25 protein-coding genes and 1 tRNA gene are annotated in these 23,883 nt (G+C 71.4%); 12 read left to right on the plus strand and 14 right to left on the minus strand.

Annotation, left to right across the window (positions count from 1 at the left end; all coding sequences use genetic code 11):
* Positions 1 to 186: 186 nt before the first annotated feature.
* The gene (gene dnaG / locus BLS95_RS01125) at positions 187 to 2,028 is read left to right on the plus strand and encodes a DNA primase (protein ID WP_090928137.1); all 1,842 of its coding nucleotides are present in this window, start codon (positions 187 to 189) and stop codon (positions 2,026 to 2,028) included.
* A gap of 403 nt (positions 2,029 to 2,431) precedes the next feature.
* Positions 2,432 to 3,535 (plus strand): RNA polymerase sigma factor RpoD, encoded by a 1,104-nt coding sequence (gene rpoD, locus BLS95_RS01130; protein WP_241563834.1) that lies wholly within the window; start codon positions 2,432 to 2,434, stop codon positions 3,533 to 3,535.
* Positions 3,536 to 3,603: 68 nt separating this feature from the next.
* Here rpoD and BLS95_RS01135 read toward each other — a convergent pair whose 3' ends face one another.
* Genes BLS95_RS01135 through BLS95_RS01165 form a run of 7 tightly spaced genes read right to left on the minus strand, consistent with a single transcriptional unit; the run spans position 3,604 to position 11,966 of the window.
* Positions 3,604 to 4,410, minus strand: coding sequence for a transporter substrate-binding domain-containing protein (locus tag BLS95_RS01135; protein ID WP_090928139.1), 807 nt, complete (start codon positions 4,408 to 4,410; stop codon positions 3,604 to 3,606).
* Positions 4,407 to 5,765 carry a hypothetical protein gene (locus BLS95_RS01140; RefSeq protein ID WP_090928140.1) on the minus strand — a complete coding sequence of 453 codons (1,359 nt, stop codon included), beginning with the start codon at positions 5,763 to 5,765 and terminating at the stop codon, positions 4,407 to 4,409. The genes BLS95_RS01135 and BLS95_RS01140 overlap by 4 nt, the downstream gene beginning before the upstream one ends.
* Positions 5,762 to 6,418, minus strand: coding sequence for an FHA domain-containing protein (locus BLS95_RS01145; protein ID WP_090928142.1), 657 nt, complete (start codon positions 6,416 to 6,418; stop codon positions 5,762 to 5,764). Before BLS95_RS01145 ends, BLS95_RS01140 begins: the two co-directional genes overlap by 4 nt.
* Before the next feature lie 47 nt (positions 6,419 to 6,465).
* Positions 6,466 to 7,749 carry a vWA domain-containing protein gene (locus tag BLS95_RS01150; protein ID WP_090928144.1) on the minus strand — a complete coding sequence of 428 codons (1,284 nt, stop codon included), beginning with the start codon at positions 7,747 to 7,749 and terminating at the stop codon, positions 6,466 to 6,468.
* Positions 7,742 to 8,635, minus strand: a complete 894-nt coding sequence (locus BLS95_RS01155; protein ID WP_090928146.1) for a PP2C family protein-serine/threonine phosphatase — start codon at positions 8,633 to 8,635, stop codon at positions 7,742 to 7,744. Before BLS95_RS01155 ends, BLS95_RS01150 begins: the two co-directional genes overlap by 8 nt.
* Positions 8,635 to 10,776, minus strand: coding sequence for a serine/threonine-protein kinase (locus BLS95_RS01160; RefSeq protein ID WP_090928148.1), 2,142 nt, complete (start codon positions 10,774 to 10,776; stop codon positions 8,635 to 8,637). Before BLS95_RS01160 ends, BLS95_RS01155 begins: the two co-directional genes overlap by 1 nt.
* Complete coding sequence (locus BLS95_RS01165; RefSeq protein ID WP_090928150.1) at positions 10,776 to 11,966, minus strand: coiled-coil domain-containing protein; 1,191 nt, start codon at positions 11,964 to 11,966, stop codon at positions 10,776 to 10,778. Before BLS95_RS01165 ends, BLS95_RS01160 begins: the two co-directional genes overlap by 1 nt.
* A 172-nt stretch (positions 11,967 to 12,138) precedes the next feature.
* On the opposite strand from BLS95_RS01165, the gene BLS95_RS55330 reads away from it, so the two are divergent.
* From BLS95_RS55330 to BLS95_RS01175, 3 genes are read left to right on the plus strand one after another with little or no spacing between them, the layout of a single operon-like run.
* The gene (locus BLS95_RS55330) at positions 12,139 to 12,297 is read left to right on the plus strand and encodes a hypothetical protein (protein WP_176992968.1); all 159 of its coding nucleotides are present in this window, start codon (positions 12,139 to 12,141) and stop codon (positions 12,295 to 12,297) included.
* 32 nt (positions 12,298 to 12,329) lie between these two features.
* Positions 12,330 to 13,604: an amylo-alpha-1,6-glucosidase gene (locus BLS95_RS01170; RefSeq protein WP_176992969.1), complete on the plus strand. Its 1,275-nt coding sequence runs from the start codon at positions 12,330 to 12,332 to the stop codon at positions 13,602 to 13,604.
* A complete protein-coding gene (locus tag BLS95_RS01175; RefSeq protein ID WP_090928154.1) occupies positions 13,601 to 14,074 on the plus strand; it encodes a hypothetical protein in 474 nt (157 codons plus the stop codon). Before BLS95_RS01170 ends, BLS95_RS01175 begins: the two co-directional genes overlap by 4 nt.
* Positions 14,075 to 14,092: 18 nt before the next feature.
* On the opposite strand, the gene BLS95_RS01180 is transcribed toward BLS95_RS01175, so the two are convergent.
* On the minus strand, positions 14,093 to 14,404 hold the full coding sequence (locus tag BLS95_RS01180; RefSeq protein WP_090928156.1) for a YtxH domain-containing protein: 312 nt from the start codon (positions 14,402 to 14,404) through the stop codon (positions 14,093 to 14,095).
* A 128-nt stretch (positions 14,405 to 14,532) separates the two neighbouring features.
* Between BLS95_RS01180 and BLS95_RS01185 the strand changes: the two genes are divergently transcribed.
* A tRNA-Asn gene (locus BLS95_RS01185) sits at positions 14,533 to 14,604 on the plus strand.
* 151 nt (positions 14,605 to 14,755) lie between these two features.
* On the opposite strand, the gene BLS95_RS53860 is transcribed toward BLS95_RS01185, so the two are convergent.
* A complete protein-coding gene (locus BLS95_RS53860) occupies positions 14,756 to 14,941 on the minus strand; it encodes a hypothetical protein (protein WP_143043540.1) in 186 nt (61 codons plus the stop codon).
* Positions 14,942 to 15,017: 76 nt separating this feature from the next.
* On the opposite strand from BLS95_RS53860, the gene BLS95_RS01190 reads away from it, so the two are divergent.
* The 4 genes from BLS95_RS01190 (at position 15,018) to BLS95_RS01205 (ending at position 18,668) form a co-directional block, all read left to right on the plus strand.
* Positions 15,018 to 16,166, plus strand: coding sequence for a sensor histidine kinase (locus BLS95_RS01190; RefSeq protein ID WP_143043541.1), 1,149 nt, complete (start codon positions 15,018 to 15,020; stop codon positions 16,164 to 16,166).
* Positions 16,151 to 16,786, plus strand: a complete 636-nt coding sequence (locus BLS95_RS01195) for a response regulator transcription factor (RefSeq protein WP_090928160.1) — start codon at positions 16,151 to 16,153, stop codon at positions 16,784 to 16,786. The genes BLS95_RS01190 and BLS95_RS01195 overlap by 16 nt, the downstream gene beginning before the upstream one ends.
* 86 nt (positions 16,787 to 16,872) lie before the next feature.
* Positions 16,873 to 17,328 carry a hypothetical protein gene (locus BLS95_RS01200; protein ID WP_090928162.1) on the plus strand — a complete coding sequence of 152 codons (456 nt, stop codon included), beginning with the start codon at positions 16,873 to 16,875 and terminating at the stop codon, positions 17,326 to 17,328.
* Between the two features lie 209 nt (positions 17,329 to 17,537).
* Entirely contained in the window at positions 17,538 to 18,668 is a 1,131-nt protein-coding gene (locus BLS95_RS01205; protein ID WP_245764752.1) for a nitric oxide synthase oxygenase, read from the plus strand.
* On the opposite strand, the gene BLS95_RS01210 is transcribed toward BLS95_RS01205, so the two are convergent.
* Entirely contained in the window at positions 18,591 to 19,352 is a 762-nt protein-coding gene (locus BLS95_RS01210) for a tyrosine-protein phosphatase (protein ID WP_090928164.1), read from the minus strand. The genes BLS95_RS01205 and BLS95_RS01210 overlap by 78 nt on opposite strands.
* Before the next feature lie 51 nt (positions 19,353 to 19,403).
* Here BLS95_RS01210 and BLS95_RS01215 point away from each other — a divergent pair, with 51 nt between their 5' ends.
* Positions 19,404 to 20,177 (plus strand): enoyl-CoA hydratase-related protein, encoded by a 774-nt coding sequence (locus tag BLS95_RS01215; protein WP_090928166.1) that lies wholly within the window; start codon positions 19,404 to 19,406, stop codon positions 20,175 to 20,177.
* 18 nt (positions 20,178 to 20,195) lie between these two features.
* Here BLS95_RS01215 and galK read toward each other — a convergent pair whose 3' ends face one another.
* Positions 20,196 to 21,311 (minus strand): galactokinase, encoded by a 1,116-nt coding sequence (galK, locus tag BLS95_RS01220; RefSeq protein ID WP_090928168.1) that lies wholly within the window; start codon positions 21,309 to 21,311, stop codon positions 20,196 to 20,198.
* A gap of 43 nt (positions 21,312 to 21,354) precedes the next feature.
* Here galK and BLS95_RS01225 point away from each other — a divergent pair, with 43 nt between their 5' ends.
* The gene (locus tag BLS95_RS01225; RefSeq protein ID WP_090928170.1) at positions 21,355 to 22,203 is read left to right on the plus strand and encodes a 1-aminocyclopropane-1-carboxylate deaminase/D-cysteine desulfhydrase; all 849 of its coding nucleotides are present in this window, start codon (positions 21,355 to 21,357) and stop codon (positions 22,201 to 22,203) included.
* Here BLS95_RS01225 and BLS95_RS01230 read toward each other — a convergent pair.
* The 3 genes from BLS95_RS01230 to BLS95_RS01240 all read right to left on the minus strand — a co-directional run bounded on the left by BLS95_RS01230 (position 22,128) and on the right by BLS95_RS01240 (position 23,850).
* Positions 22,128 to 22,799 carry a DUF6766 family protein gene (locus BLS95_RS01230; protein WP_218135530.1) on the minus strand — a complete coding sequence of 224 codons (672 nt, stop codon included), beginning with the start codon at positions 22,797 to 22,799 and terminating at the stop codon, positions 22,128 to 22,130. The two genes, BLS95_RS01225 and BLS95_RS01230, sit on opposite strands and share 76 nt — an antisense overlap.
* A 79-nt stretch (positions 22,800 to 22,878) precedes the next feature.
* Complete coding sequence (locus BLS95_RS01235) at positions 22,879 to 23,259, minus strand: hypothetical protein (RefSeq protein WP_143043542.1); 381 nt, start codon at positions 23,257 to 23,259, stop codon at positions 22,879 to 22,881.
* Between the two features lie 45 nt (positions 23,260 to 23,304).
* On the minus strand, positions 23,305 to 23,850 hold the full coding sequence (locus tag BLS95_RS01240) for a hypothetical protein (protein ID WP_245764753.1): 546 nt from the start codon (positions 23,848 to 23,850) through the stop codon (positions 23,305 to 23,307).
* Positions 23,851 to 23,883: the final 33 nt, after the last annotated feature.

The following is a 23,883-nucleotide window of genomic DNA, read 5'->3' on the forward strand; positions in this document are numbered from 1 at the left end:
CCGTGTCACCGTTTCCACCGACAACCTTTACCTTTGTAGCCGACCGCCGGACCCGGCAGAACCGATTTCTCCCTGTTGCAACCCACAGGTAACGTCGGCCTTCCCGGTACGTCCCGCCCGCCGCCCCCATGCCGGGCGCGCGCACGAGGTCGGGAACCGTCGGCGGGGCGGAATAGACTCACCGGCGTGGCTGGCCGGATCCGTGATGTCGACATCGCGCTCGTACGCGAGCGCTCGCCCATAGCCGACGTGATCGGCGAACACATCCAGTTGCGCAACGCGGGAGGAGGCAACCTCAAGGGGTTGTGCCCCTTCCACGACGAGAAGAGCCCGTCGTTCAACGTCACCCCCGAGCGCGGGATGTATTACTGCTTCGGCTGCTCCGAGGGCGGCGACGTGATCACGTTCGTCGAGCGGATCGAGCACCTGTCGTTCGGCGAGGCGGTCGAGCGGCTGGCGCAGCGGGCCGGGATCCACCTCCAGTACGAGCAGGGGGGCTACGTCCCCAGGCGCGATCACGGCGAGCGGGCCAGGCTGGTGGAGGCGCACAAGGCGGCGGCCGAGTTCTACGCCGACAAGCTGCTCGGCCCGGACGCCTCGCTCGGGCGGCGGTTCCTGTCGGAGCGGGGGTTCGAGCGGGCCGACGCGGAGGCGTTCGGGGTGGGCTACGCGCCGGCCGAGTGGGAGGCGCTGAGTCGTCACCTCATGGCCCGCGGATTCACCACCGAGGAATTGATCAAGGGCGGGCTCGCCAAGGAGGGGCGTCGGGGGCCGATCGACCGGTTCCGGGGGCGGCTCATCTGGCCGATCAGGGACGCCACCGGGGACGTGATCGGATTCGGCGCCCGGAAGTTGCTCGATTCCGATGATGGCCCGAAATATCTCAATACGCCTGACTCGCCGCTTTACAAGAAGAGCCAGGTCCTTTATGGGATTGATCTCGCCAAGCGGGAGATCTCCAAGCGGGCCCAGGCGGTGATCGTCGAGGGCTACACCGACGTGATGGCCTGCCATCTGGCCGGGGTGCCGACGGCGGTGGCCACCTGCGGCACCGCCTTCGGCGAGGAGCACATCAAGATCCTGCGCAGGTTCCTGCTCGACCAGGCCGAGTTCCGGGGCGAGGTGATCTTCACCTTCGACGGCGACGCGGCCGGGCAGAAGGCGGCGCTGCGGGCCTTCGCCGACGAGCAGAAGTTCGTCACGCAGACCTACGTCGCGGTGCAGGGCGACGGGCTCGATCCCTGCGACCTGCGGATCAAGCAGGGCGACGCGGCCGTGCGGGATCTGATCGCGAGCCGGGAGCCGCTGTTTCAGTTCGCGATCAGGAGCACGATCTCCCGCTACGACCTGCGCAGCAACGAAGGCAAGATCGCCGCGCTGGACGCCGCCGCGCCGATCGTGGCCGGTATCAAGGACGTGGGGCTGCGCAAGCGCTACGCCATCGACCTGGACCGGTGGCTGGGGTTCATGGACGAGCGGTTCGTCATGCAGCGCATCGCCGACGTCTCACGTACGCAGCAGGGCCGCCCGCAGCGGGCGCCCAGGGCGGCGCCGGTCGACCCTAACGTGCGGGTCGAAGGAGAACTGCTCAAGCTGGCCGTGCAGCGGCCGGCGCTGCTCGGCCCCCGGTTCGACGCCCTCGACCCGCAGGCCTTCACCGCGCCCGACCACGTGACCCTGCACAAGGTCATCCTCGAGGCCGGCGGCCTCACCGAGGCCGGGCACGGCGGCCGGGAGTGGGTGGACCGCCTGCTGGACCACGCCCACGAGGAGGGCGCCCGGGCCCTGGTGACCCGCTTCGCGGTGGAGTCCATCCAGGCCGACGCGCACGCCGAGGAGCGTTACGCCGCGGCCATGCTGGCGGCGATCGAGGCCATCGCGGTCGACCGGTCCATCGCGCAGGTGAAGTCGCGGATCCAGCGGCTCAATCCGGTGGAGGAGCAGCAGGAGTACAACAAGCTGTTCGGGGAGCTGGTGGCCCTGGAGCAGCAGCGCCGCGTGCTCCGCGACCGCGCCGCCGGCAGCTGACCTTCTCCCACGTCCGGCGAGCCGGGGGAGCCCTCACATCAGCCGTATCTCGGGCCGCGGTTGGTAACAGTTCGGCCGCGATCGCAAGCGGTATATCCGGGTGGTTGACCGGGGAACTTGGCGCGGTCCAACGGCTGACAAAACGGATGGAGGGCGGCATCCAGGCAGCGTGAGAGTTGCGTCCGACCTGAGGGCGTTGCCGGACGCGGGAATCCAGACCGCGTAATTGACTTTACTTTCCTGATCAAACTTGCGCTAAACCTTTTAGCGATCTCAATTCGGTAAGCACGGCGGTCTTACCTTGGGTGACAAAAATGGGTCTGCCATTTGCTGGAACCAATACTGCAGACTGTCTCCCGTGGGTGCATCGGTGCTGCCAAGCGGACCGCCATCGGTAGATCAGGTGGCGGACCTCGTCGCGAAGGGAAGGGAGCGCGGGAGCGTAACCGTCGATGACGTCGCAGCCGCGCTTGACCGATCCGAGTTGCCGTCCGACGCGTTGGAGCGCGTCGTGCGGATGCTCGCAGAGAACGGCGTGGAGGTCCTCGAGCCCCAGGGCGACGAGGAGTCCACCCGCGCCGATGAGGAAGACGTAGGCAAGCGGGCGCCGACCAGCGATCTGGTCCGTATATACCTGCGGGAGATCGGGCGCGTGCCCCTGCTGACCGCCGAGGAGGAGGTGGAGCTCGCCAAGTCGATCGAAGCCGGCCTGTTCGCCGAGGACAAGCTGGCCAACGGGGTCTCACGCCTGGCCTTCCCGGAGTTCAGGGAGCTCGTCTGGCAGGGCACCCGGGCCAAACAGCGGCTCATCGAGGCCAACCTCAGGCTCGTGGTGTCGATCGCCAAGCGGTACGTGGGCCGCGGCATGCTCTTCCTGGACCTGATCCAGGAGGGCAACCTCGGGCTCATCCGGGCGGTCGAGAAGTTCGACTACACGAAGGGTTACAAGTTCTCCACCTACGCGACCTGGTGGATCAGGCAGGCGATCACCCGGGCCATCGCCGACCAGGCGCGTACGATCCGCATTCCCGTGCACATGGTGGAGACCATCAACAAGCTCGTCCGCGTGCAGCGCCAGCTCCACCAGGACCTCGGCCGCGAGCCGATTCCCGAGGAGATCGCCAAGGAGATGGACCTCCCTGTCGATCGGGTGGTGGAGATCCAGCGCATCGCCCAGGAGCCCGTGTCACTGCAGTCGCCGATCGGCGAGGAGGACTCCGACCTCGGCGACTTCATCGAGGACGCCGACGCGGTCGTGCCCATGGAGGCGGCGGCCTTCATCATGCTGCAGGACCAGCTCGACGACATCCTGGCCACGCTGTCGGACCGTGAGCAGCGCATCATCCAGTTGCGCTTCGGCCTGGCCGACGGGCATCCGCGCACGCTGGAGGAGGTGGGCAGGGAGTTCGGGGTCACGCGGGAGCGCATCCGCCAGATCGAGTCGAAGACCCTCGCCAAGCTCCGCCACCCGACGCGGGCCCAGATGTTGCGGGACTACCTGGACTGAGCTGATCAGCCGATCATGCCGGCGACCCGACCTGACGGTGGGCCGCCGGCATCGGCGTGCTCGTCGGCTCACGAGCAGCCCTCGAACTGGGGGACCGCGATCGTGGTCAGGTTCAGGCCCGAGGTGCCGAACCACTTGCGCAGCAGCTTCTCCGCCGTCCCGTCCTGGTACATGTCGGTGATCGCCCGGTTCACCGCCTCGCACCCGGGCACGTCCCCCTTGTGCAGCCCCACCCCGGTGCGCTGCTCGTTGAACTGGGCGTTGGCCAGCCGCAGCCCCGACCCGTCCCGGGCCGCGAGCCCGGCCAGGATGACGTCGTTGGTGGTGACCGCGTCCACCCGCTTGCTCTTCAGCGCCGCCAGGCACTGCCCGTAGTCCTCGAACGGCACCACCTGCGCCGCCACCTTCCGCTCCTCCACCACCCGCTGGGCCGCGTTCGAGCCCTTGACCTCGCAGATCCTGCGCCCCTTGAGGTCGCGCACGTTCGCGATCCTCTCGTCGGGCCGGATCAGGATGTCCTGATAGGAGATGTGGTACGGCCCCGCGAACAGCACCTTCGCCTTGCGGTCCTGGCTGATCGTGTACGTGGCCAGCACCATGTCGGCCCGCCCGTCCACCAGCACCCGCTCCCGATCGGCGGCCAGCACGGGCAGGAAGGAGTAGCCCTTGCGCAGCTTAGCCGCGATGTAACGGGCCACGTCCACGTCGAAGCCCTCGTACGTGCCGTCGGGCTTGCGGAACCCGATCGACGGCAGGTCGAGGCGTACCCCGATGACGATCTGGTCCTTGTCCACGATCGACTCCTGGCCGTTCATGCCGCAGCCCGAGACGACCGCGGCGGCCAGAGCCAGCACCACCGCCAGCACCCGCTTCACCGGTACTCCTTGAGTCGTGGCCACACCCCGGCGATCACCAGCAGGCCGATCGCGCCGATCGCGTAGGGGAGCAGCCGCCACAGGTTGTTCAGGGCGCTTTCACCGGTGTCGATGGCGGCCGTGAACACGCTCTGGTGCCGGTCGGCCAGCTGCACCATCGCCTGGTCGAAGGAGTGGAACGCCGAGGTGACGGGCCCGAGCCGGGCGGCGACCGCGTCGTTGGCGCGCCCGTCCAGCGCGAGTCGGCGGAAGGTCATGTCGGCCGCCTGGAAGTCCCGGTAGGCCGCCATCACGTCCTCGCCCTCCATGCCGACGAGCTCGGGCCCGAGCAGGCCGAGGAAGTCGTCCGACCGCTCCGCGACCTTCTCGTGGTAGGCGTCGAGATTGCCCGCATCGAAGTAGATGACCGACAGCGACTTGTCCAGGTAGGTGTGCTCGTAGGTGTCGGCCCGCTCCTGGTCCAGCAGGTAACGGCTCTCGTCGCCCTGCATGCTGTTGCTGATCGCCCGCGCCCTGGCCAGCGTCAGCACCGAGTCGAACCCGGCCGACTTGGCCGTGCGCAGCGCCTCCTCGTCCTGGCCCAGCACGTTCACCCCGAAGAACAGCGACACCGCCGTCGTCACCGTGGCGACCAGCAGCGCCGGCCCGAACACCCGCCGGAAGCGCCGGGCCAGGAAGACCTGCAGCCAGATCAGGCAGCCCAGCGCGATCAGCCCGGCGACCAGCACCGCGCCCCGCACGAGGGGCACCATGAGCGCCTTCTCGTCGTAGGTGCTGCGCACGATCGTGCCGGTCTCCAGGGTCAGGTTGTAGGCCTGCGGCAGCAGTTCGAGCCGCATCAGGTCGGTGGCGGAGCGATAGGTCTGGACGACCTCCCGGGGCGGCGGGCCGGGCGGGTGGGCGGAGCGCTCGTCGAGCAGCAGCGCCTGCCCGGCCAGCCGCTCGTACCGGCCGAGCCCGTCCAGCACGGACTCCACGGTCCTGCGCTCGGCCGGGTTATCCCCGGACAGCTCGAACGCCTTCAGCAGCGCCTGGTTGGCCTCGGTACGCCGCCGCTCGTACTGGTCGAGCGCCTCCGCGCGCTGCCGCGTGTACTGGTCGCCCATGACGAGCATGTTGGCCACCTGCGCGTCCATGTCGCTCAGCGCCAGGTAGAGCCCGGCGGTGGCGACGACCTGCGGGCCCGCGTCCCGCCCGATGACCCGCAACCCGTCACGCGCCGAGGAGCTGCCGACCGCGAGCGCGGCGAAGAGCAGGGCCAGCGCGGCGACGGTGATGCCGGAGATGACCCGGATCCTGCCGGGCACGTTGCGGCGGACGGGCGGCGCGGCGCCCCGGGTCTGGACCAGGGTCACGGCGCGCCCTCCCTGATCGTGATGACGGTCCACGCGCCCAGGTGGATCCGGTCGCCGGGGCCGACCCTGACGGGCACGTTGACCCTGACCGGCTTCCCGTTCACCTGGGTGCCGTTGGACGAGCCGGGGTCCACGATCGTCCACGTGCCGTCGGGCTGGGCCAGCAGCACGGCGTGCAGGTGCGACACGCCGGGGTCCTCGGGCGGCCCGGTCAGGTCGATCTCGGGGGTCACGTTCCTGGCCTTGCTGCGCCGGCCGATGCGTACCTGCTCGCCGTACAGGGCGAACGAGCGCTCCGGGCAGTACGGCGGGAACGCCACCGAACCGGCGTCGGGTCCGCCCTCGGCGATGACCTTCTCGTAGTAGGCGCGGTCGGCCGCAGTGACGGCCTCCCATCGGGCGCCGGAGGACAGGCCCCGCGGGGGGACCGAGCTCCCGGCGGGGCCGTTGTAGTCGTGGCCGCACACCTCGCAGAACTGCCCGGCGCGCGGTGTCCGGCAGATCGGGCAGGCTTCCTCCGCCGGGGTTCCGGCCGCGGGCGGGGGCGCCGCGGGCTGCGGTGGCGCGGGTTGCGGTGCCGCGGTCATCTGGGTGCCGCACACGTCGCAGTAGTCGTCCGCGCCGGACGGGTGCCCCTGCGGACAGGTGGCCATCAGTGTCCTTTGCCGTTCATCGGTCGTTCACCACTCCTCGTTCGTCTTCACTCCTTGCGCAGCCGGCTCGTGCGCACCGATCCGGTGTCCAGCTCGATCTCGTCGGCCTTGTCCACGTTCCTGCGCAGCCGGGCGGTGCCGGTGGCCGGGTCGACCTCGACCACCCTCTCCAGCAGCCGGGCGGTGTCCTCGCGGCCCGACTCGGTGGCCAGCTCCCTGGCCTTGGCCAGGCGGGCGGTCGCGGTGTCGACGTCGCCCATCGCCCGGGCGCTGAGCCCGTCCTGGATCAGCTCGTGCAGCTCGGCCTGGCCGGTGTAGTGGGCGACCTTCCGGTTGATGTGCGTGGACTGGGCCAGGTCGTCGGTCCACTGGGCGAGCACGTTCCCGCTGGCCACGACCTCCTGCGTGTCGGGGCGTACGAGCTTGACCCAGCCCGCCCTGATCTCCTGCCCTACATGGCCCGGCGGCACCTCCACGCAGAGGTGGTATTCGCGTTCCTCCGCCCCCCACGAGCCGGTCGGGTAGTCGCCGGTCAGCGGGTTGACGTCGGTACGTTTGCCGGTCAGGTCGAGCAGCGTGGGGGAGACCTGCTTGACGAACTTCAGCGTCGCCGTCTGCGGCACCCACACCCGCAGCGACAACTCGGCCACGGTCTTGCTCATCGACGTCTGCGTGAGCCTGCGGAAGAACTCCGGCAGATCCCCCTGGTTCCGTACGAAGTCGAACGTGCCGAGCATCGCCTCGGCCACCCTCCGCAGCTCGGCGGGCACCCAATCGTCGCCCACCCCCAGGCAGTCGCACACGAACGTGCCGCTCCAGGCCGACAGCACCGAGCCGAACACCTCGGCGCGCTCGTTGTTCTGCCCGTCGGTCATCAGCAGCGCGTGCCTGATGGCCGACGGGTGCGCGGTCAGCAGGTTTCCGGCCAGCTTGAGCCACTCGCCCATCGCGGTGCCGCCGTGCGCGAGCAGCCGGCCGATGGCCCGCTCGGCCTCCTTCCGGGTGCCCGGGTCCGCCCTGACCAGCTGGGTCCTGCCGGACGGGTAGACCATGACGGCCTTCTCGGTGCCCGCGATCACCGCGAAGTGCACACCGTCGCGCAGGGTCTGTACGGCGGTCGCCGCCGCCTGCCGGGCCTCGCGGATCTTGCTGCCGCTCATCGAGCCCGACGTGTCGATGATGATCACTTCGGCGGCCTCCGCGGCCACGGACTGCGTGGTGACGGCCCCGCCGGTCGAGCCGATGCTGAGGATGGCGTGCACCTCGCGGCCGTCGGTGGGCAGGTATTTGTTCTGGTCGATGGTCAGCGTGAAGGTGGGCTGGTCACTCATGCGAGTCTCCTAGGGGGATCACCACAATGGTCACGTTGTCCTGGCCGCCGGAGTGCAGTGCCTGGCGGAGCAGCTCGCGGGCCAGCTCCAGCGGGGTGCCGGTGCCGGGGAAGGCGTACCCGTCGAGATAGCGCCACAGGCCGTCGCTGCACACCAGCAGCGTGCCGGGCTCCTCCGGGGCGAGGGTCCGTACGTGGGGCTCGACGTCCTCGGCGTCGGCGCCGAGCCAGGCGGTGATCTCGCCGGTCTCCACGGCGTCGTCCTCGGTCAGCAGGACCCCCTGGGCCTTCTCCCCGGGGCGCGGCCGGGGCAGCCAGTAGGCGCGGGTGTCGCCGGCCCAGGCGAGCCGCACCCGGCCGGGCTCGGCGACGGCGGCGACGTAGGTGCAGGCGGGGGCGTCGTCGACGGACGTCGCCAGCTTCGACACCGCCCGCCCGGCCAGCCCGAACGCCTCCCGGTGCGGCAACCCCCTGGCCAGCGCGGCGCCCGCGGCCTCGACGGCGGCCGCCGAGGCCTCGTCGGCCCGGGGCGAGCTGCCCACGCCGTCGCAGACCACGGTCACGATCGTGTCCCCGGCGGCGAGCAGGGCCATCGCGTCCTCGTTGCGGCTGCGTCGCAGGCCCCGGTCGGTCACGGCCGCCGCGCCGCCGTCGAGCACCGTCTCGGCGTGGTCCCTGCCGGTGGGCTGGCGCAGGCCGCACCGCTCGCAGTAGCCCTCCGCGTCCACCGCCGCCGCGCCGCAGGACGTGCAGACCGGGGAGCCGAGCGCGTGTCCGCACGCCTCGCAGTAGGTGTCGCCGTCCAGCACGGGCGCCAGGCACACGGGACAGCCCGCGGCGCCCGACGGCCGGTCCTCGTCGTGCCGGGGGTCCTGGTCGGGGTTCATCACAGCCACGTCCTCGGCCGCACCGCGTTGGCCTGGTCGATGAGCGCGTGGCGCTCGTGCCGAGTGTCCGCCGCCACGGCCAGCCTGCGGTAGATCGACTCCAGCCGCCGCCGCAGCCCCGGCTCGGTGAACGGGGCGCCGGCCAGTTGCAGATCGGGTGGCGGCTGGCTGGTCTCCAGCCAGGCCAGGGCGTGCCCCAGCAGCTCCGCGGTGAGCAGGTCGCGGCGGCGCGGGTCGAGGTCGACCAGGTCGGCCAGCCGTTCCGCCGCGCCCACCAGGTCCGGGGCGGCCAGCCCGCTCAGGTCGGGCCGCCGCACCACGGAGGCCGACAGCGCCACCTGCGCCGCCACCCGGTAGCTGGAGGTGGGCGGCACCTCGTCGAGCACCTCCATCCTGCCGCTCCTGGCCAGCCCGAACGCCGCGCTCACGCAGGAGTGGTCGGTCCGCCAGACGGACTCGTACCAGCCGGCGGCCGGCTTGCCCGCGCACTCCAGCGCCAGGGCGAGGGCCAGCTTCGGCGCCTGCTCGCCCGGCAGCTCCGACAGACACCAGTCGAACATCGACGCGGCCTTGTCGGCCTGCCGGCTCGCCAGCGCCAGCACCCCGCGATACCAGGGGACCCGCCAGTCGCCCGGCAGCGCCCTGGACAGCTCGTTGAGTGCGATGGTCGCCTCGGCCGCGCCCTGCTCGGCCAGCAGCCTGACCCGCATCAGCTTCGTCTCCGGGGTCGGCTGCATCGCGGCGAGCTGCTCCAGCAACTCCCCGCTGTCGCGGCCGACCAGCCCGGCCAGCGCGCCCGCGGCCGGGTCGGCCGGATCGACCAGCGGCACCGGCAGCTTGCCCGCCACCGTCACCGGGTCGAGCGCCCCGAACACCACCCGGTCGTCGTCCTCCGACAGCGCCGTCCCCACCGCCGTCCGCTCGGGCCCGAACAACGTCGAGGGGGCGGGGTAGGGCACCTTGTCCTCCAGGGCGCACACCTCGCGCAGCACCCCGACGAGCTGCTCCTCCATCTCCCACGCGCTCTGGAACCGGTCGGCCGGATCGGCGGCGGTGGCCTTGCGCAGCAGCCGGGTGAACGACGGGTGCCCGCAGTCCTGCGGCAGCGGGTTCGCCGTTCCCTTCGCCGCCGGGCTGAATCCCGGGATCGCCAGCACCGCCAGCGTCCTGGCCACCGTGTAGAGGTCGGACGTGACCGACGACGACTGGGTCTCCAGCTCGGGCGCGTGGTAGCCGACCGTCGCCCAGGACGTGCCCGGCGGCGAGCCGATGGGCTGCACCGCGCCCAGGTCGATGAGCTTGAGCCGCTTGCCCACCCGGATCACGTTGGCCGGCTTGAGGTCGCAGTAGACCAGGCCGTGCTCGTGCAGGTAGCCGAACGCGTGCAGGATCTCCCGGCCGTACATGAGGGCCTCGCGCAGCGGCAGCGGGCCCTGGCGGCGCAGCTCGTGCAGGGACTGGCCGCCGATGTACTCCATGACGATGTAGCCCAGCCCGGCCGAGCGCTGGAAGTTGAGGATCTTGACGATGTTGGGGTGGTCGACCGTGGTGAGAAACTTGCGCTCGGCCTCCGCCGCCGCCAGCGCCTCGGCGTCGTTGGTGTTGAGCAGGCCCTTGAGCACCACCCACATGCCGTCGAGGTTCTCGTCGGCGGCCAGGTAGATCCAGCCGAGTCCGCCGTGCGCCAGGCAGCCCAGCACGCGGTACTGTCCGGCGACCAGGTCGCCCTTGCCCAGCTTGGGGGTGAAGGAGAACGCGGTACGGCAGTGCGGGCAGAAGCCGTCCGTCAGCCCGGGCCGCCCCTGCCGGGAACGCCCCACCTTCTCGCCGCACGCCGGGTTGGCGCAGAACCGTTTCTCCTCCGGCACCTCGGGATCGGCCATCACCGCGGTGGCGGGATCGCGGGCGGGCACCGCGGGCAGGTCGGCGATGGTGGCCAGCACGCCGGCCCGCGACCTGCCGCTGCTCACGGGCGAGCTCATCGCGCGGCTCACCGGCTGGGTCACCACCGGAGTGGACGGGATCGCCGCGGAAGGAGCGGACACGGGGGCGGGTGGCGGGGAGCTCTCCGCGGTGCCGCACAGGTCGCAGTAGCCCTCCTCGATCGTCCCCGTGCAGTCGGGCTGCGCGCAGCGGGTCATCACTTACCTCCGTGGATCGCGCGCTGGTAGTTCTCGACGGCCGCCGCCGCCGACGTCAGATCGCAGGGGGCGCTCCACAGGAGCAGGCGCGCCCGCTCGTACAGCTCGCAGGCGGCCGGGTCCTCCGCCAGGCCCTTGCGCACCGCCATCACCTGGCAGGCGCCGAGCCGCCCGCGTAACTCGTCGCGCCGGCCGACCAGGCCGTACATGGCTCGCGCCGTGGTCTGCGCCTGCTCGGCGGCGGTGCGGACCGCCTCCTCCAGGGCCGTCAGCCGCTGTGCCCGCCGTACCCAGGGGGTGGCCGCGGCTTCGGATGTGCCCGGGTCCGGCAGGGCGTCGAGTGCGTCCAGCTCGCCGGTCAGCTCCTCGATGCGGCTGCGCGGCCGGGCCTGCGGCGGGAGGGCGATCTTGACGACGACCGCGCCGTAGGCCAGCCGGGCCTCGCTCTCGGCCGCGCGTACCCGGTCCAGCGCGGCCACCAGGTCCTCCCGCCGCCTGGCGTACTCGCCCCTGACGGCGATGGCCAGGTCGAGCTCCGCGCGGGCGCCGGTCAGGACCCGGGCCAGCCGGTCGAGGTCCGGCTCGACGGGCGCGCCGAGCGGATCTTCGAGCACCGTGGCGCGCAGCCCGCGCAGCTCGGTATCGGCGGTGTCGAGGCCCGCGCCCTCGCCCAGCTCACGTTCGAGCTCGCGGACGCGGCGCAGGTCGGCGTCGGCGGCGTCGAGGCGGGGCAGCAGGGCGTTCCATACGGCGTCGATGTCGTTGAGCGCGGCCGTGACCTCCTGGAAGGCGGTGTCCATCCGGGTCACGGCCTGGTCGAGGGTCAGCCTCTCGTCAGCCTGGGGGAGCAGCGAGCGCTGCTCGACGGGTTTGGCGGCGGCCGGCAGCACCACGGAAGGGCCGGCCAGCAGCTCGGTCAGCGCGGCGAGCTGCTCGGCGCCGAGCCTGCCACGCGCGGCCCTGACCTGCTCGGCGTCGCGCAGTACGGCCCGGTAGGCGTCGTTCAGCCGCCAGACCGTGGCCAGGGATTCCTGCGCCGCGGCCCATCGCCGCGCGGTCGCCCCGCGTAAGGAACCGCCCTTGAGCAACTGGTAAGTGGTGTGGGATTCGAGGTCGAGCAGGTCGCCGGAGATGCGGTCGCGTTCGTCGGCCCGAGCGCGCAGTTCGTGCTCGGCGCCCTCCCTGCTCATGGGTGGTCCCAGACTCATCACGCTCCCCGTGAAGAGGGGTCCCCGCTGCCCCTAACCGGCACAACGGGGGGATCGACCGGTTGGTTCCAAGGGTAGGGGTGACCCTGACTTGTCCCTGATTCAACCCTGTTCCGCCTGCAATTCGCTTAAAGGATCTCTTACCGTTCAAGACATGGGACGCATTCTTCTGGTGATCGCGGCGGTCATCGCCGCACTCGTTCTGCTCGGCCCGCTCGTCGGGTTCGTCTTCACGCTGCTCAAGTGGGCCCTCGTCATCGGCGCCGTGGCGTTCGGCGCCATGCTCCTGACGAAGTGGGCCAAGAGGACATAGCTTCCTGCGGCATCCGCAGGCATAGTTGGGTGATGGAGGCGCGGCCGGCGGTTGACGATGCCGCGCTCGGGCGCGAGGCGCTGGGCGTGCTCGAGGCGAACTGGACGGGCGCCGGGACCGTGCCCGCGCCCGGTCTTTACCCGCACCAGTGGAGCTGGGACTCGGCGTTCGTGGTGATCGGGTTGGCCCGGCACTGGCCGGACCGGGCCAGGGACGAGCTGCTCAGCCTGCTGCGCGGGCAGTGGGCGACCGGGATGCTCCCGCACATCGTCTTCCACACCCGCGAGGCGTACTTTCCCGGCCCGTCCGTATGGCGCTCACAGGAGCACGCGGACGCGCCGGACGTGGGCACCTCGGGGCTCACCTCGCCGCCGCTGCAGGCTCTGGCGCTCTGGTGGCTCTACAAGCACACCGGGGACGTCGCCTTCGTCCGGAGGGCCTACCCCGCGCTCGTGGCCCAGCACGACTACCTCGCCACGGCCCGCGATCTCGGCGGCGCCGGGCTGGCCGCGATCGTGCATCCGTGGGAGTCGGGCATGGACGACTCCCCGGCCTGGGACGAGCCGCTCGACGCGCTGCCGATGATCAGCTGGGGCCACCACAACATCGAGCTGGAGGAGCGCCATCCGGCCAGCGACCACGACCGGTACGTCTGGCTGGCCATGCGCTACCGGGACGCCGGATACAGGCCCGGCTACCTGCGCGACGAGCATCCGTTCGCGATCGAGGACCCGATGTTCAACGGGATCTGGCTGGCCTCCTGCCAGGCCCTGGCGGAGCTGGCGCCGCTGGCCCGGGCGGATCCCGTACCCCATGCCGAGCAGGCGGAGCGCATCCGGCAGGCCATGCTCGACCGGCTCTGGGACGGCTGCTTCTACCCCAGGGACCTGCGGACCGACCGGCTGATCAAGGTGTGTACGGTCGGCGCGTTCGGGCCGCTGCTGGATCCCGGGCTGCCCACGGACCACCTGCACACCGCGGTGGAGATGCTGGAGTCGGCCAGGTTCATGGGGGCCGCCGGCTATCCCGTGCCGAGCTGCGAGATCCGGGCCGCCCAGTTCGACCGCACCCGTTACTGGCGCGGGCCCTCGTGGGTGAACACCAACTGGCTGCTGCGCAGGGCCGCGGCCGTGCACTCGCTCGACCAGCTCGGCCAGCAGCTCACCAACGGCACCCTGCGGCTGGTGCGGCAGGCCGGTTTCCGCGAGTGCTTCGACCCCTTCGACGGCAGCGGCCGCGGGTGCAGGGACTTCTCGTGGAGCGCGGCGCTCACCCTGGATATGCTCGCCGATACCGTGGTGGAATGAGCATCTTCCGCCGCCTGCCCGCCGATGTGCGCAAGTCCCTGAAGACCGAGCCGGGGGAGCGGGTGCTGACGTTCGCCCAGAGCGACGTGGGTCACGTGGTGGCCACGAACCTGGCGCTGCACCTGTCGGACGGGACGCGGGTGCCGTACGAGGAGGTCGACAGGGCGTCCTGGGACGAGGAGGGGCTGCGCGTCAGGACCATGGACGGCACCCGGCACTTCGAGCGGATCGCCGAGCCGCGGATGCTGCCCGAGACCGTACGCGAGCGCGTCAACGCCACGATCGTGGTCAACAAGCACGTCAGCCTGCCGGGGCGGGGCGGGGTACGGCTGGTGGCCAGGCGCCGGCCGGCCGGCGAGCTGCTCGGCTGGACCTTTGTCTTCGACGAGGGCCTCGACCCGACGGACCCCGGCCTCCGGGCGCAGGCGGAGCAGGCCCTGGAGGGGGTCCGGCGCAGCATGGGCGTGTGAGGCCGGGCGGGCCGCTCCTCAGTAGGGAATGCCGGTCTCGCGGGCCTTTCTGTCCATCTCGTCCTCCTCTGGCCAGCCCGTACCGGTGTCGTGCTCGCCGTGCTGGAGGAAGGGGATCCGCTGCTGCAGCGTGTCACCGACCTTGGTCCTGGCCATCCCGGCGACCTTCGACGCCTGCGCGCCGACCACGCCCGCGACCTCCTGGACCCGAGGGTTGTCGGCGACACGCTGAGCCGTTCGCTTGATCTGCTCGTACCGTTCGCGTCCGGCCCGGCTGCCCAGCACGTAGCCGACCGCCAGACCAACAGCGAATGTCATTCGATAACGCATTTTGCACCTCCGCTGTCTGCGGGCCTACCCCGCTTGCGATGCGACACGCACTCCCGGAGTGCGCTAATCTATTCCTGCGCACGACGGAGGGGCCCAAACGGCCCCGGCGAAATGCGCACACGGTCCGATCCCGCGTAGCTCAACGGCAGAGCAGCCGGCTGTTAACCGGCAGGTTATAGGTTCGAGTCCTATCGCGGGAGCTTTGCCAGACAGCGCAGTCCAGGCCCCTTCTCCTGATTCAAGGATGAGGGGCCTGCGTCGTTCCAGACATCGGCGGGAAGCCGGAGACGGCGGCCATGACCTGCGAAAGGCCCCTTCCCGGGTTCGGGGAGGGGCCTTCGCGTGTCCGGGTCAGGAGGTGCGGCCGGACCTTTTCGTGAGGACGCCGGTGAGAGCCCAGCCGAGGCCGACGATGATCCCGCCGGCGACGGCAGTGGCGCCGACGCCGCCGGACCCGAGCAGCGCGAGCACGGCGATGAGCACTCCGTACACCATGGTCAGAGCGAGCATCAGGCGCAAATACGTCTTCTGGTTCATGGGCTTGACGATCACACGGCCGGGTGCCTCGGCATATCCACCGATCAGTGGACATATCTCCGTAAAATCGTGGTCCATGGGTGAAGGGAGCGTCGTCGACGCCCGGGCCGAGAACGCCTGGCTACGTTCCTATCCCTACTGGGACGCCTACTTCGGCGTCGTGCTCGTGGCGACCATCGCGATCATCGTGGTGGACGGCGGGTCGCCGGTCGCGATCGTGCCACTGCTGCTGATCGCCGCCTCGTACGCGCTGTGGGGCCGTACCGCAGTGCGCAGGCCGCCCGGGTGGGTCGGGAAGAGCCGGTGGCACGCGGCCTCGATGATCGTCCTGTTCACCGCCGCCGACGTGGTGGCGCCGCAGGCGGCCGTGGCGTTGTCGGCGCTGATCCCGATGGCGTTCATGTCGCTGCGGGCGGCGCCGGCCGCGGTGGTGATGGTGGCGATGTTCACCGGACCGGCCATCCAGATCATGATCGACCTCGGGTCGCATCCGGTGGTCGTCGCGCTCGCGATCGTGCTCGTGCTGTCGGCCGCCGCGCTGCTCGGGGTGTTCATCGACCGGCTCGGGCGGCAGAACTCCGAGCGGGCGCGGCTGATCGCGGAGCTCGACCGCACCAGGGAGGAGCTGGCCGAGGTGAGCAAGGAGGCCGGGATGCTGGCCGAGCGGGAACGCCTGGCCGGCGACATCCACGACACCCTGGCCCAGGGCTTCACCGGCATCCTCATGGTGCTGCAGGCCGCGGACGAGCCGGACCGGCACGTGAGGCGGGCGATGGAGATCGCCAGGGAGAACCTCGCCGAGACCCGCGCGCTCATCGCCGCCCTCGCGCCGCCCGCCCTGGACGGGGCCTCGCTGGAGGAGGCGCTGGGGCGGCTGGCCAGGGGGTTCGAGCTGCCGGTGGAGGTCTCCGTCAGCGGCTCGGCGGGGGTGCCGCCGGCCGTGGCGGAGGCACTCGTACGCACCGCCCAGGAAGGGCTGGCCAACGTGCGCAAGCACGCCCGGGCCGGCACCGTACGGCTGGAGCTGCGGCACCTGGACGGGGGTCGCGTGCGGATGTCGATCGGCGACGACGGCCGCGGCTTCGACCCCGCGACCGTCTCGGACGGGTACGGCCTGCGCGCCATGCGGAGCCGGGTGACGCGGCTCGGCGGCACCGTCACCGTCACCGGCTCGCCCGGCGCGGGCACCACGATCTTGGTGGAGCTGCCATGCTCCGGGTGCTGATCGTCGACGACCATCCCGTCGTGCGCGAGGGACTGCGCGGCATGCTGCTGGCCGAGCCGGACATCGAGGTGGTGGGCGAGGCCGGGTCGGCGGACGAGGCCGTGGTGGTGGCGCGCCGGTTGCGGCCCGACGTGATCCTCATGGACCTGCGCATGCCGGGCGGGGACGGGATCGGCGCCATCGGCCGCCTGGAGGCGGGGCCGCGGGTCATCGTGCTGACGACGTACCAGGACGAGGCGGAGATCCAGCGGGCGCTCGCCGCCGGGGCGGCCGGATACCTGCTGAAGGACGTGTCGCGGCCCGAGCTCGCCGCGGCCGTGCGGGACGCCGCCCGCGGGCGCACGGTGCTGGCGCCGTCGGTGGCGGCGCGGCCGGCCGCCCCGTCGGCCGGGCGGCAGGCTGGGCGGCCGGTGGGGCCCGCGCTCTCGGGACGGGAGCGGGAGGTGCTGGAGCTGGTCGCCGAGGGGCTGACCAACGCGGAGATCGGCCGGCGGCTGTACATCGGGGAGGCCACGGTCAAGACCCACCTGCTGCGGGTGTTCGGCAAGCTGGGCGTCTCCGACCGGACCTCGGCCGTGCTGGCGGCGCTGGACCTGGGGCTGGTGCGGCGGCGTACCTGAAGATCGCTTCGGGTGTCTTCAGGGGCGCTTCAGGTACGGGGGGCCACCCTCGGGGCTGTCGCATTCACCTCGGAGAGGGAGATCTCATGTTCAAGCGACGCGTCGCCCTGGTCGCCGCCGTCGCCGCGCTCGGCGTGGCGGGGCTGGCCGGGCCCGCGCTGGCCGACGACGGGCCCGTCAGGGTGCACGGCGGTGAGACGGCCGTGCTCGGCGTCCAGCTGACGTGCCGGCTGAGTGACGGCGAGGTCGTCAAGTTCTCCAAGGCGAAGTCCGCCGAGCTCGTCAAGGAGGACTTCGTCAAGAAGGCGTTCGTCAAGAAGGGCAAGACCGGCGTGCGGGATGACCGGGTGTCGATCAGGCTCCCGGCCGAGAAGCTGCCGGTCAAGGTCAAGGACGGCAAGCACATCAAGCCCGGCAAGCACATCAAGACCGGCAAGCTTGATCGCGTCATCCACCTCACCTGCGTGTGGGACGGGCCCGCGGGCTCCGGGGACAAGGAGCCGGGCAAGAAGCTGGACAAGCTGGAGGCGGTGTACGAGTAGGCGGAGAAACGCCCCCGGAGGAGGGAACCGGGGGCGTTTCGTTTTGGTTTGGCGGGACAAAACGGGGTTCGGCGAGGAAAGATATGGGGGCCGGTCAGGGGCCGGTGCCGCGGAATGCCGTGGGAGGCGTGGAGAGGGCGCCGCCACCAGGACGTGCCGCCGACCCGGAATCGGCGGGGCGATCCGACGACGGAGAAGTGCTGGTTGCCGTGTCTTCCTGGATCATGTCCCTGCGCCCCTTCGACGCTCTCGCCGCATCGGCGGTGATCGAGCGGACGACCGATCTTCGCGAGGCGGAGCGTTTCCTCAGGCTCTACCACGCCGAGAACCCCTCCGCCGGAGGGCTGCACGCCCGCCTGCGCGACGTCACGAGAGACGTGGCCCGCTCCGGCACCTACACGCACACGTTCGAGGAACTGGAGTTCGGCGCCCGGGTGGCCTGGCGCAACAGCAACCGGTGCATCGGCCGGCTCTACTGGCGTTCGCTGCGGGTGCGCGACCGCAGGACGGTGGACACGGCCGAGGGGGTGGCCCTGGAATGCGTCGCCCACCTGCGCGAGGCCACCGGGGACGGCAAGATCAGGCCCACGGTCACCGTGCTGCCTCCCGACACCCCCGCCCGGCCCGGCCCCCGGATCGTCAACGACCAGCTTATCCGCTACGCCGGGTACCGGACCCGCGAGGGCGTCATCGGCGACCCGAAGAACGTGGCCCTCACGGAGTCGGCCAGGGCCCTCGGGTGGCGGGGCGGGCAGGGCAGGTTCGACGTGCTGCCGGTGATCATCCAGCCCGGCCTGGGGGACACGCTGCTGTGCAACCTGCCGGGGGACGCCGTGCTGCAGGTGCCGCTGATCCATCCGGAGTACGCCTGGTTCGCGAAGCTTCGACTGCGCTGGCACGCCGTACCGGCTATTTCGGATATGTGCCTGGAGATCGGCGGCATCTGCTACCCGTGCGCGCCCTTCAACGGCTGGTACATGGGCACCGAGATCGGCGCCCGCAACCTCGCGGACACCGACCGGTACGACCAGCTCCAGGTGGTGGCCGAGCACCTCGGGCTGGACACCTCCACCGAGCGAACCCTGTGGCGCGACCACGCGCTGGTGGAGCTGAACGTGGCCGTGCTGCACTCGTTCGAGCGGGCGGGGGTCACGGTCACCGACCACCACACCGAGGCGCGGCGGTTCCTGACCCACCTGTCACGCGAGGAGAAGGCCGGGCGGGTCTGCCCCGCGGACTGGTCGTGGATCGTGCCGCCGCTGTCAGGCAGCGCCACCCCGGTCTTCCACCGCTACTACGACACCCGCGTCCTCACCCCCGCCTTCGTCCACCACCGTTAGCCGCTCGCGCAGCGCGGCCTGTTCGGCGCCGGTCAGGCCGCCCGCCCGCAGGTACTCCTCGACGTCCAGGCCGTCCAGCAGCGCCATGATCACCTCGGGGGTGGTGGTGCCCGCCCGGGCGAGGTGGCCCCGCACGCGCAGGTCGTCGTCGGGCTGGCCCAGCTTGGCGTAGAGGGGGCGCAGGCGGGCCGCCGACAGCTCGTAGTCGGCCAGGATGTCCGGCCCGGCGACCCCGGCCAGGGCGAGCAGCAGCAGGGAGACCAGCCCGGTGCGGTCGCGGCCGGCCACGCAGTGCACGAGCACCCCGCCGGGCGGCGCCTCGGCGATCACCCGCAGGGCGGCGGCGCACCGGTCGGGGCGGCGTTCCAGGAAGGGGCCCAGGTAGAGGGGCGTCCCGCCGTACAGGTGGAGGTCGGGGTCGCCGGGGCGGTCCAGCGAGACCTGTACGACCGTCATCCCGGGGGGACGCAGGCCCGGCTCGGCGCGGTGCTCGCCGGGGCGGCGCAGGTCCAGGATGGTGCGCACGCCGTGGGCCGCCGCGGCCGCCCAGCCCGCCGGGGTCAGCCGGTCGGGCGTGTCGGAGCGCACCACCGCTCCCCAGCGCGTCCGGCGCCCGCCCGCCGCCGGTAATCCGCCGAGATCGCGCACGTTGTGGCAGCCGTCCCAGGCGAGGTCCCTGATCACGCCGTCAGCCTATCCTTGCCATCGACTACTAGAACATGGTTCTGTTGGAGCATGGAAGAACTCGTACTCTCCACGGTCGACCAGGGCGTCCTCACACTGACCTTCAACCGTCCCGACACGCTGAACGCCTGGACGGACGCGATGGGGAGGCGCTACTTCGACCTGCTGGCCCAGGCCGCGAAGGACCCCGAGGTACGCGCGGTGGTGGTCACCGGCGCGGGCAAGGGCTTCTGCTCGGGGGCCGACTTCAAGACCCTGGCCGCCCTCCAGGAGGGCTCCTACGACGCGGAGCCGGATCCGCGGCCGAACACGTTCCCCACCACCATCGGCAAGCCGATCATCGCCGCGGTGAACGGGGCCTGCGCGGGGCTGGGCATGGTGCACGCGCTCATGTGCGACCTGGTCTTCACGGCCGAGGACGCCAAGTGGACGACGGCGTTCGCGCGCCGGGGGCTGATCGCCGAGTACGGGTTGTCGTGGGTGCTGCCGCGTGTCATGGGCCAGCAGCGGGCCATGGACGTCCTGCTGTCGGGGCGGGTGTTCAGCGGGCGGGAGGCGTACGAGCTGGGGCTGGCCAACCGGGCGGTGCCGGGGGAGTCGCTGCTGGCGCAGGCCCGGGAATATGCCAGGGAGCTGGCCGAGTACAGCTCGCCGGCCTCGATGGCGGTGATCAAGCGGCAGGTCTGGCAGGACTGGGAGACGACCCTGCGGGAGGCCGCCGGGACGGCCACCAAGGAGATGATCGTCTCCTTCGGCCGCCCGGACTTCACCGAGGGCGTCGCGAGCTTCCTGGAGCGCCGCCCGCCGCGCTTCCCCGCCCTCTGAGCCGGCGCCGCCGAACCGTCAGGCCACGCGGTGGGCGCCCGCGGCCAGGGACGCGGGCAGGAAGCGGGGGGCACGGAAGCCGCGCTCGGCGTAGGCGCTCGACACCGACTCCCGCACGGTGTCCAGGCGGCTCTCCGGCACCAGCGCGATGGCCGAGCCGCCGAAGCCGCCGCCGGTCATCCGGGCGCCGCGGGCGCCGCCCCGCAGGGCCGCCTCCACGGCCAGGTCCAGCTCGGGGGAGGAGACCTCGTACTGGTCCCGCAGGGACAGGTGCGAGGCGTTCAGCAGGGCGCCGATCTCCGTGACGGCGCCCGCGCGCAGCAGGCCGATCAGGGCCTCCACCCGGTGGTTCTCCGTGACGATGTGCATCGTGCGCTTGCGCTCGTCGCCCTGCAGCCGCCCCAGCGCCTCGGCCAGGTCCGTGACGTCGCGCAGCGCCGGGACGCCGAGCTTGCGGGCGGCCGACTCGCACTCCGCGCGGCGCTTGGCGTATTCGCCGCCGGCGTGCTCGTGGTGCACCTGCGTGTCGATGATGAGCAGGCTGAGGCCGTGGGCGGCCAGGTCGAGCGGGATGTCGCGGGACCCGAGCGAGCGGCAGTCGAGGAACAGCGCGTGCCCCTCGCGGCACAGCGCCGAGGCGGCCTGGTCCATGATGCCGCAGGGCATGCCGACGAAGTCGTTCTCCGCCCGCTGGCTCAGCAGCGCCAGCTCCATGGGCGTCATGCCCAGCTCGTGCAGCTCGTTGAGCGCCGAGGCGACGGACACCTCCAGGGCGGCGCTGGAGCTGAGCCCCGCGCCCTGCGGGACGTCGCCGTCGATGGCGATGTCCGCGCCCGCCACCCGGTCGCCCAGCATCTCCAGCACGCCGACGACGTAGCGGGTCCAGCCCCGCGACTCCTCGTGGCTCTCCAGGGTGACGGGCTCGCCGGAGGAGGACTGCAGCGACAGCAGCCGGATGGTACGGTCGGCGCGCGGCGTGACCGCGGCCGTCACTCCCCATGGCACCGCGAAGGGCAGGACGAAGCCGTCGTTGTAGTCGGTGTGCTCGCCGATCAGGTTGACCCGGCCGGGCGCGTGCCAGACGGTCGCCGGTGACGCGCCATAAGCGGCAGTGAAAGCTTCAACAACGCGCATAACCGAACACTCCTCAACAATGGCCCGTCCGTAGACTAGCGCCATGGAGGAACTCCTGGATCCAGTGCTCGGTCAGGTCCGGGTGTTCCTGATGCCCGACGACAACAAGCCGCGCAAGCTCAAGTACAACCTGGGCCACCCCCGGCTGCTGACCTTCGGCGGCGCCTACTCCAACCACGTCAGGGCGGTCGCCGAGGCCGGGCGGCGGCACGGGATCGACACGATCGGCGTCATCCGCGGCGAGGAGCACCTGCCCCTGAACCCCGTGCTCGCCCACGCGGTGGCCTGCGGCATGACGATCACCTATCTCGACCGCGCCTCCTACCGGCTCAAGCACACCGAGGAGGTGCGGGCGCGGCTGCGCGAGCGCTGGGGGCGGGACGTGGCGATCCTGCCCGAGGGCGGCAGCAACGCGGCGGCCGTACGCGGGTGCGCGGAGCTGCCGGCGGAGATCCCCGTGGACTACGACGTCATCGCCTGCCCGGTGGGCACCGGCGGCACGCTGGCCGGGATCTCGGCGGGGCTGCCCGAGGGCAGGCGGGCGCTCGGGTTCGCGGTGCTGAAGGGGGCGGGGTTCCTCGCCGGTGAGGTGGAGAGGCTCCAGCGGGAGGCGTACGGCCGGGTCTGGTCGAACTGGTCGATCAACCTGGACTACCACTTCGGCGGGTACGCCCGATCAACCCCGACCTTGGACCGGTTTATCGCGAAATTTCGGGTCGAGGGGATTTATGTGGCCAAGATGCTCTACGGCCTGCTCGACCTCGCCCGCCGGGGCGCCTTCGCCCCCGGCACCCGCATCGTCGCCGTGATCACCGGTCAGCCCTCCACGCCCGTGGCCGAGTGCGGCGCTCCCACCGGCTTCGACTCGGGCGAGCCCCGCTGGCGCAGATAGATCGACAGCGCCACCATCGACAGCACGGCCAGCAGCTCCGACTGCCAGTTCTGCAGGCTGCGGTTCCAGAACTCCGCCGAGGTGACATAGGACCACCACGAGACCGGATCCCGCAGGTCGCCCAGCCGTTCTGAGTTGTAGGCGGCCTGCCCCGCCACCGACTGCGCCAGCCACGACAGCACGAAGACGCCGCCCATCACCAGTCCCAGCGAGTTGCTGAACAACCACAACCGCAGGCCGCCGACCCTGGCCCAGGCGGGCGAGCCGGCCTCCGCGTGCCGTCCGATCTGCTGCTCCTCATCGGACTCGGCCCCCTCCCGGCCGGGCCTCTTGGACTCGGGCGAGCCCTTCTGCACGAGCCAGACGGTGAGCATGATGAACAGGAAGAACTGCAGATATTCGGACTGCCAGTTCTCGGCCACGTCCACGGCGAACGACGAGGAGGCCACGTACCGGAAGAAGGAGATCGGCTCGCCGCCCTCGGCGAGCTGTGTGTCATTGAACTGCAGCAGGCCCGCCACCGCCTGCCCACCCACCGCCAGCAGGAACATCACCAGGAACGCGAGCGCCAGCGCGTTCTCCTTGAGCCATCTCACAGCCGCGACCACCCCACCACGAAGAACCACGCCAGCCCGATCACGATGATGGCCACGGTCAGCGCGAACATCACCCGCATCAGTCCTCAACCTCGCACTCATACGGCAGGTCGCCCATCGGCCGGCAACCGGCCGCCCTGACCCGCCAGCCGTCGCTGAAGCGGTGCAGGAACAGCGTGTCCCCGGCCAGCCGCACCTGCGCGTCGTCGCCCCACAAGGAGACGGAGACCAGCCCGCCGCCCGCGCCGAGCCGCAGCTCCCGCAGCGCGTCGGCGCACCCCTGGCCAGGGTCGGGCAGCTTGTCGGCGGTCTTGCGGGTGAGCATCGCGCAGGCGGCCTCCTCCCGGTGCGCGGCCACCGCCGCGTGGAAGCCCGCCGCCGCCCGCGCCGGAGCGGACGTGTCCGCGGCGCAACCGGCGGTGGCCAGCGCGAGCGCGAGCACGATGATCCTCGTTCTCATGCGTCCCGGCTACCCACCGGCGGATCGGACATGCGGCCCCAGAGGCTATCCGAGCTGGTCGAGCACGGGGGAGACCAGCGCGTTGAGCTCGCGGGCCAGCACCGTCACCGCCCGGTGGGCGCTCTGCTCGACCTCGTCGTGCGGCCCCTCCGGCTCCGGCGGCAGGTCGTCGAGCGGCACCGGCGCCTCGACGAGCAGCGTGGCCCGCAGGAACGGGATCCTGGCCAGGTCCTGCTGGGTCGGCTCGACGTATTGACCGAAGGTCTCCTGCCAGCCCAGCCATCCCCGGTCGCGCCACCAGGCGCGCGAACGCGTGAGCTCCTCGGGCAGCGGCGAGACCAGCCGGACGCGGGCGTAGAGCGTGCCGTCCCAGGTGTTGCGGTGGCAGGTGGCCTCCAGCACGCGCCGGTCCCAGCGTACGAAGCCGGGGGTCAGCGACGGCGGCGTGGCCAGCCGCCACGCCGCGCAGGCGAACCTGACGGGCGCGATGTCGCCCCACTCGAACTCGTCCAGGTTTTTACGCACGTGCACGGCGTAGCGCCCGTCACGGTCCCTGTCGAACTCCTGGTCGATCCAGAACGCCTTGCCCATGGAGTACACGCTACGGCCCTCCCGTACTTCTCC

Source organism: Nonomuraea jiangxiensis (assembly GCF_900099965.1).
In the GTDB taxonomy this organism is placed as follows: Bacteria; Actinomycetota; Actinomycetes; order Streptosporangiales; family Streptosporangiaceae; genus Nonomuraea; species Nonomuraea jiangxiensis.

Excerpts from the sequence above, each read along its gene's own strand:
- BLS95_RS01200 (WP_090928162.1), top strand. The coding sequence starts at position 16,873 with ATGTTCAAGCGACGCGTCGCCCTGGTCGCCGCCGTCGCCGCGCTCGGC.
- BLS95_RS01145 (WP_090928142.1), bottom strand. The coding sequence starts at position 6,418 with ATGGCCACCTGTCCGCAGGGGCACCCGTCCGGCGCGGACGACTACTGC.
- galK (WP_090928168.1), bottom strand. The coding sequence starts at position 21,311 with ATGCGCGTTGTTGAAGCTTTCACTGCCGCTTATGGCGCGTCACCGGCG.
- BLS95_RS53860 (WP_143043540.1), bottom strand. The coding sequence starts at position 14,941 with ATGAACCAGAAGACGTATTTGCGCCTGATGCTCGCTCTGACCATGGTG.
- BLS95_RS01165 (WP_090928150.1), bottom strand. The coding sequence starts at position 11,966 with ATGAGCAGGGAGGGCGCCGAGCACGAACTGCGCGCTCGGGCCGACGAA.
- BLS95_RS01225 (WP_090928170.1), top strand. The coding sequence starts at position 21,355 with ATGGAGGAACTCCTGGATCCAGTGCTCGGTCAGGTCCGGGTGTTCCTG.
- BLS95_RS01195 (WP_090928160.1), top strand. The coding sequence starts at position 16,151 with ATGCTCCGGGTGCTGATCGTCGACGACCATCCCGTCGTGCGCGAGGGA.
- BLS95_RS01155 (WP_090928146.1), bottom strand. The coding sequence starts at position 8,635 with ATGAACCCCGACCAGGACCCCCGGCACGACGAGGACCGGCCGTCGGGC.
- BLS95_RS01175 (WP_090928154.1), top strand. The coding sequence starts at position 13,601 with ATGAGCATCTTCCGCCGCCTGCCCGCCGATGTGCGCAAGTCCCTGAAG.
- BLS95_RS01160 (WP_090928148.1), bottom strand. The coding sequence starts at position 10,776 with ATGACCCGCTGCGCGCAGCCCGACTGCACGGGGACGATCGAGGAGGGC.
- BLS95_RS01215 (WP_090928166.1), top strand. The coding sequence starts at position 19,404 with ATGGAAGAACTCGTACTCTCCACGGTCGACCAGGGCGTCCTCACACTG.
- BLS95_RS01190 (WP_143043541.1), top strand. The coding sequence starts at position 15,018 with ATGGGTGAAGGGAGCGTCGTCGACGCCCGGGCCGAGAACGCCTGGCTA.
- BLS95_RS01235 (WP_143043542.1), bottom strand. The coding sequence starts at position 23,259 with ATGAGAACGAGGATCATCGTGCTCGCGCTCGCGCTGGCCACCGCCGGT.
- BLS95_RS01170 (WP_176992969.1), top strand. The coding sequence starts at position 12,330 with ATGGAGGCGCGGCCGGCGGTTGACGATGCCGCGCTCGGGCGCGAGGCG.
- BLS95_RS01180 (WP_090928156.1), bottom strand. The coding sequence starts at position 14,404 with ATGCGTTATCGAATGACATTCGCTGTTGGTCTGGCGGTCGGCTACGTG.
- BLS95_RS01150 (WP_090928144.1), bottom strand. The coding sequence starts at position 7,749 with ATGAGTGACCAGCCCACCTTCACGCTGACCATCGACCAGAACAAATAC.
- BLS95_RS01240 (WP_245764753.1), bottom strand. The coding sequence starts at position 23,850 with ATGGGCAAGGCGTTCTGGATCGACCAGGAGTTCGACAGGGACCGTGAC.
- BLS95_RS55330 (WP_176992968.1), top strand. The coding sequence starts at position 12,139 with ATGGGACGCATTCTTCTGGTGATCGCGGCGGTCATCGCCGCACTCGTT.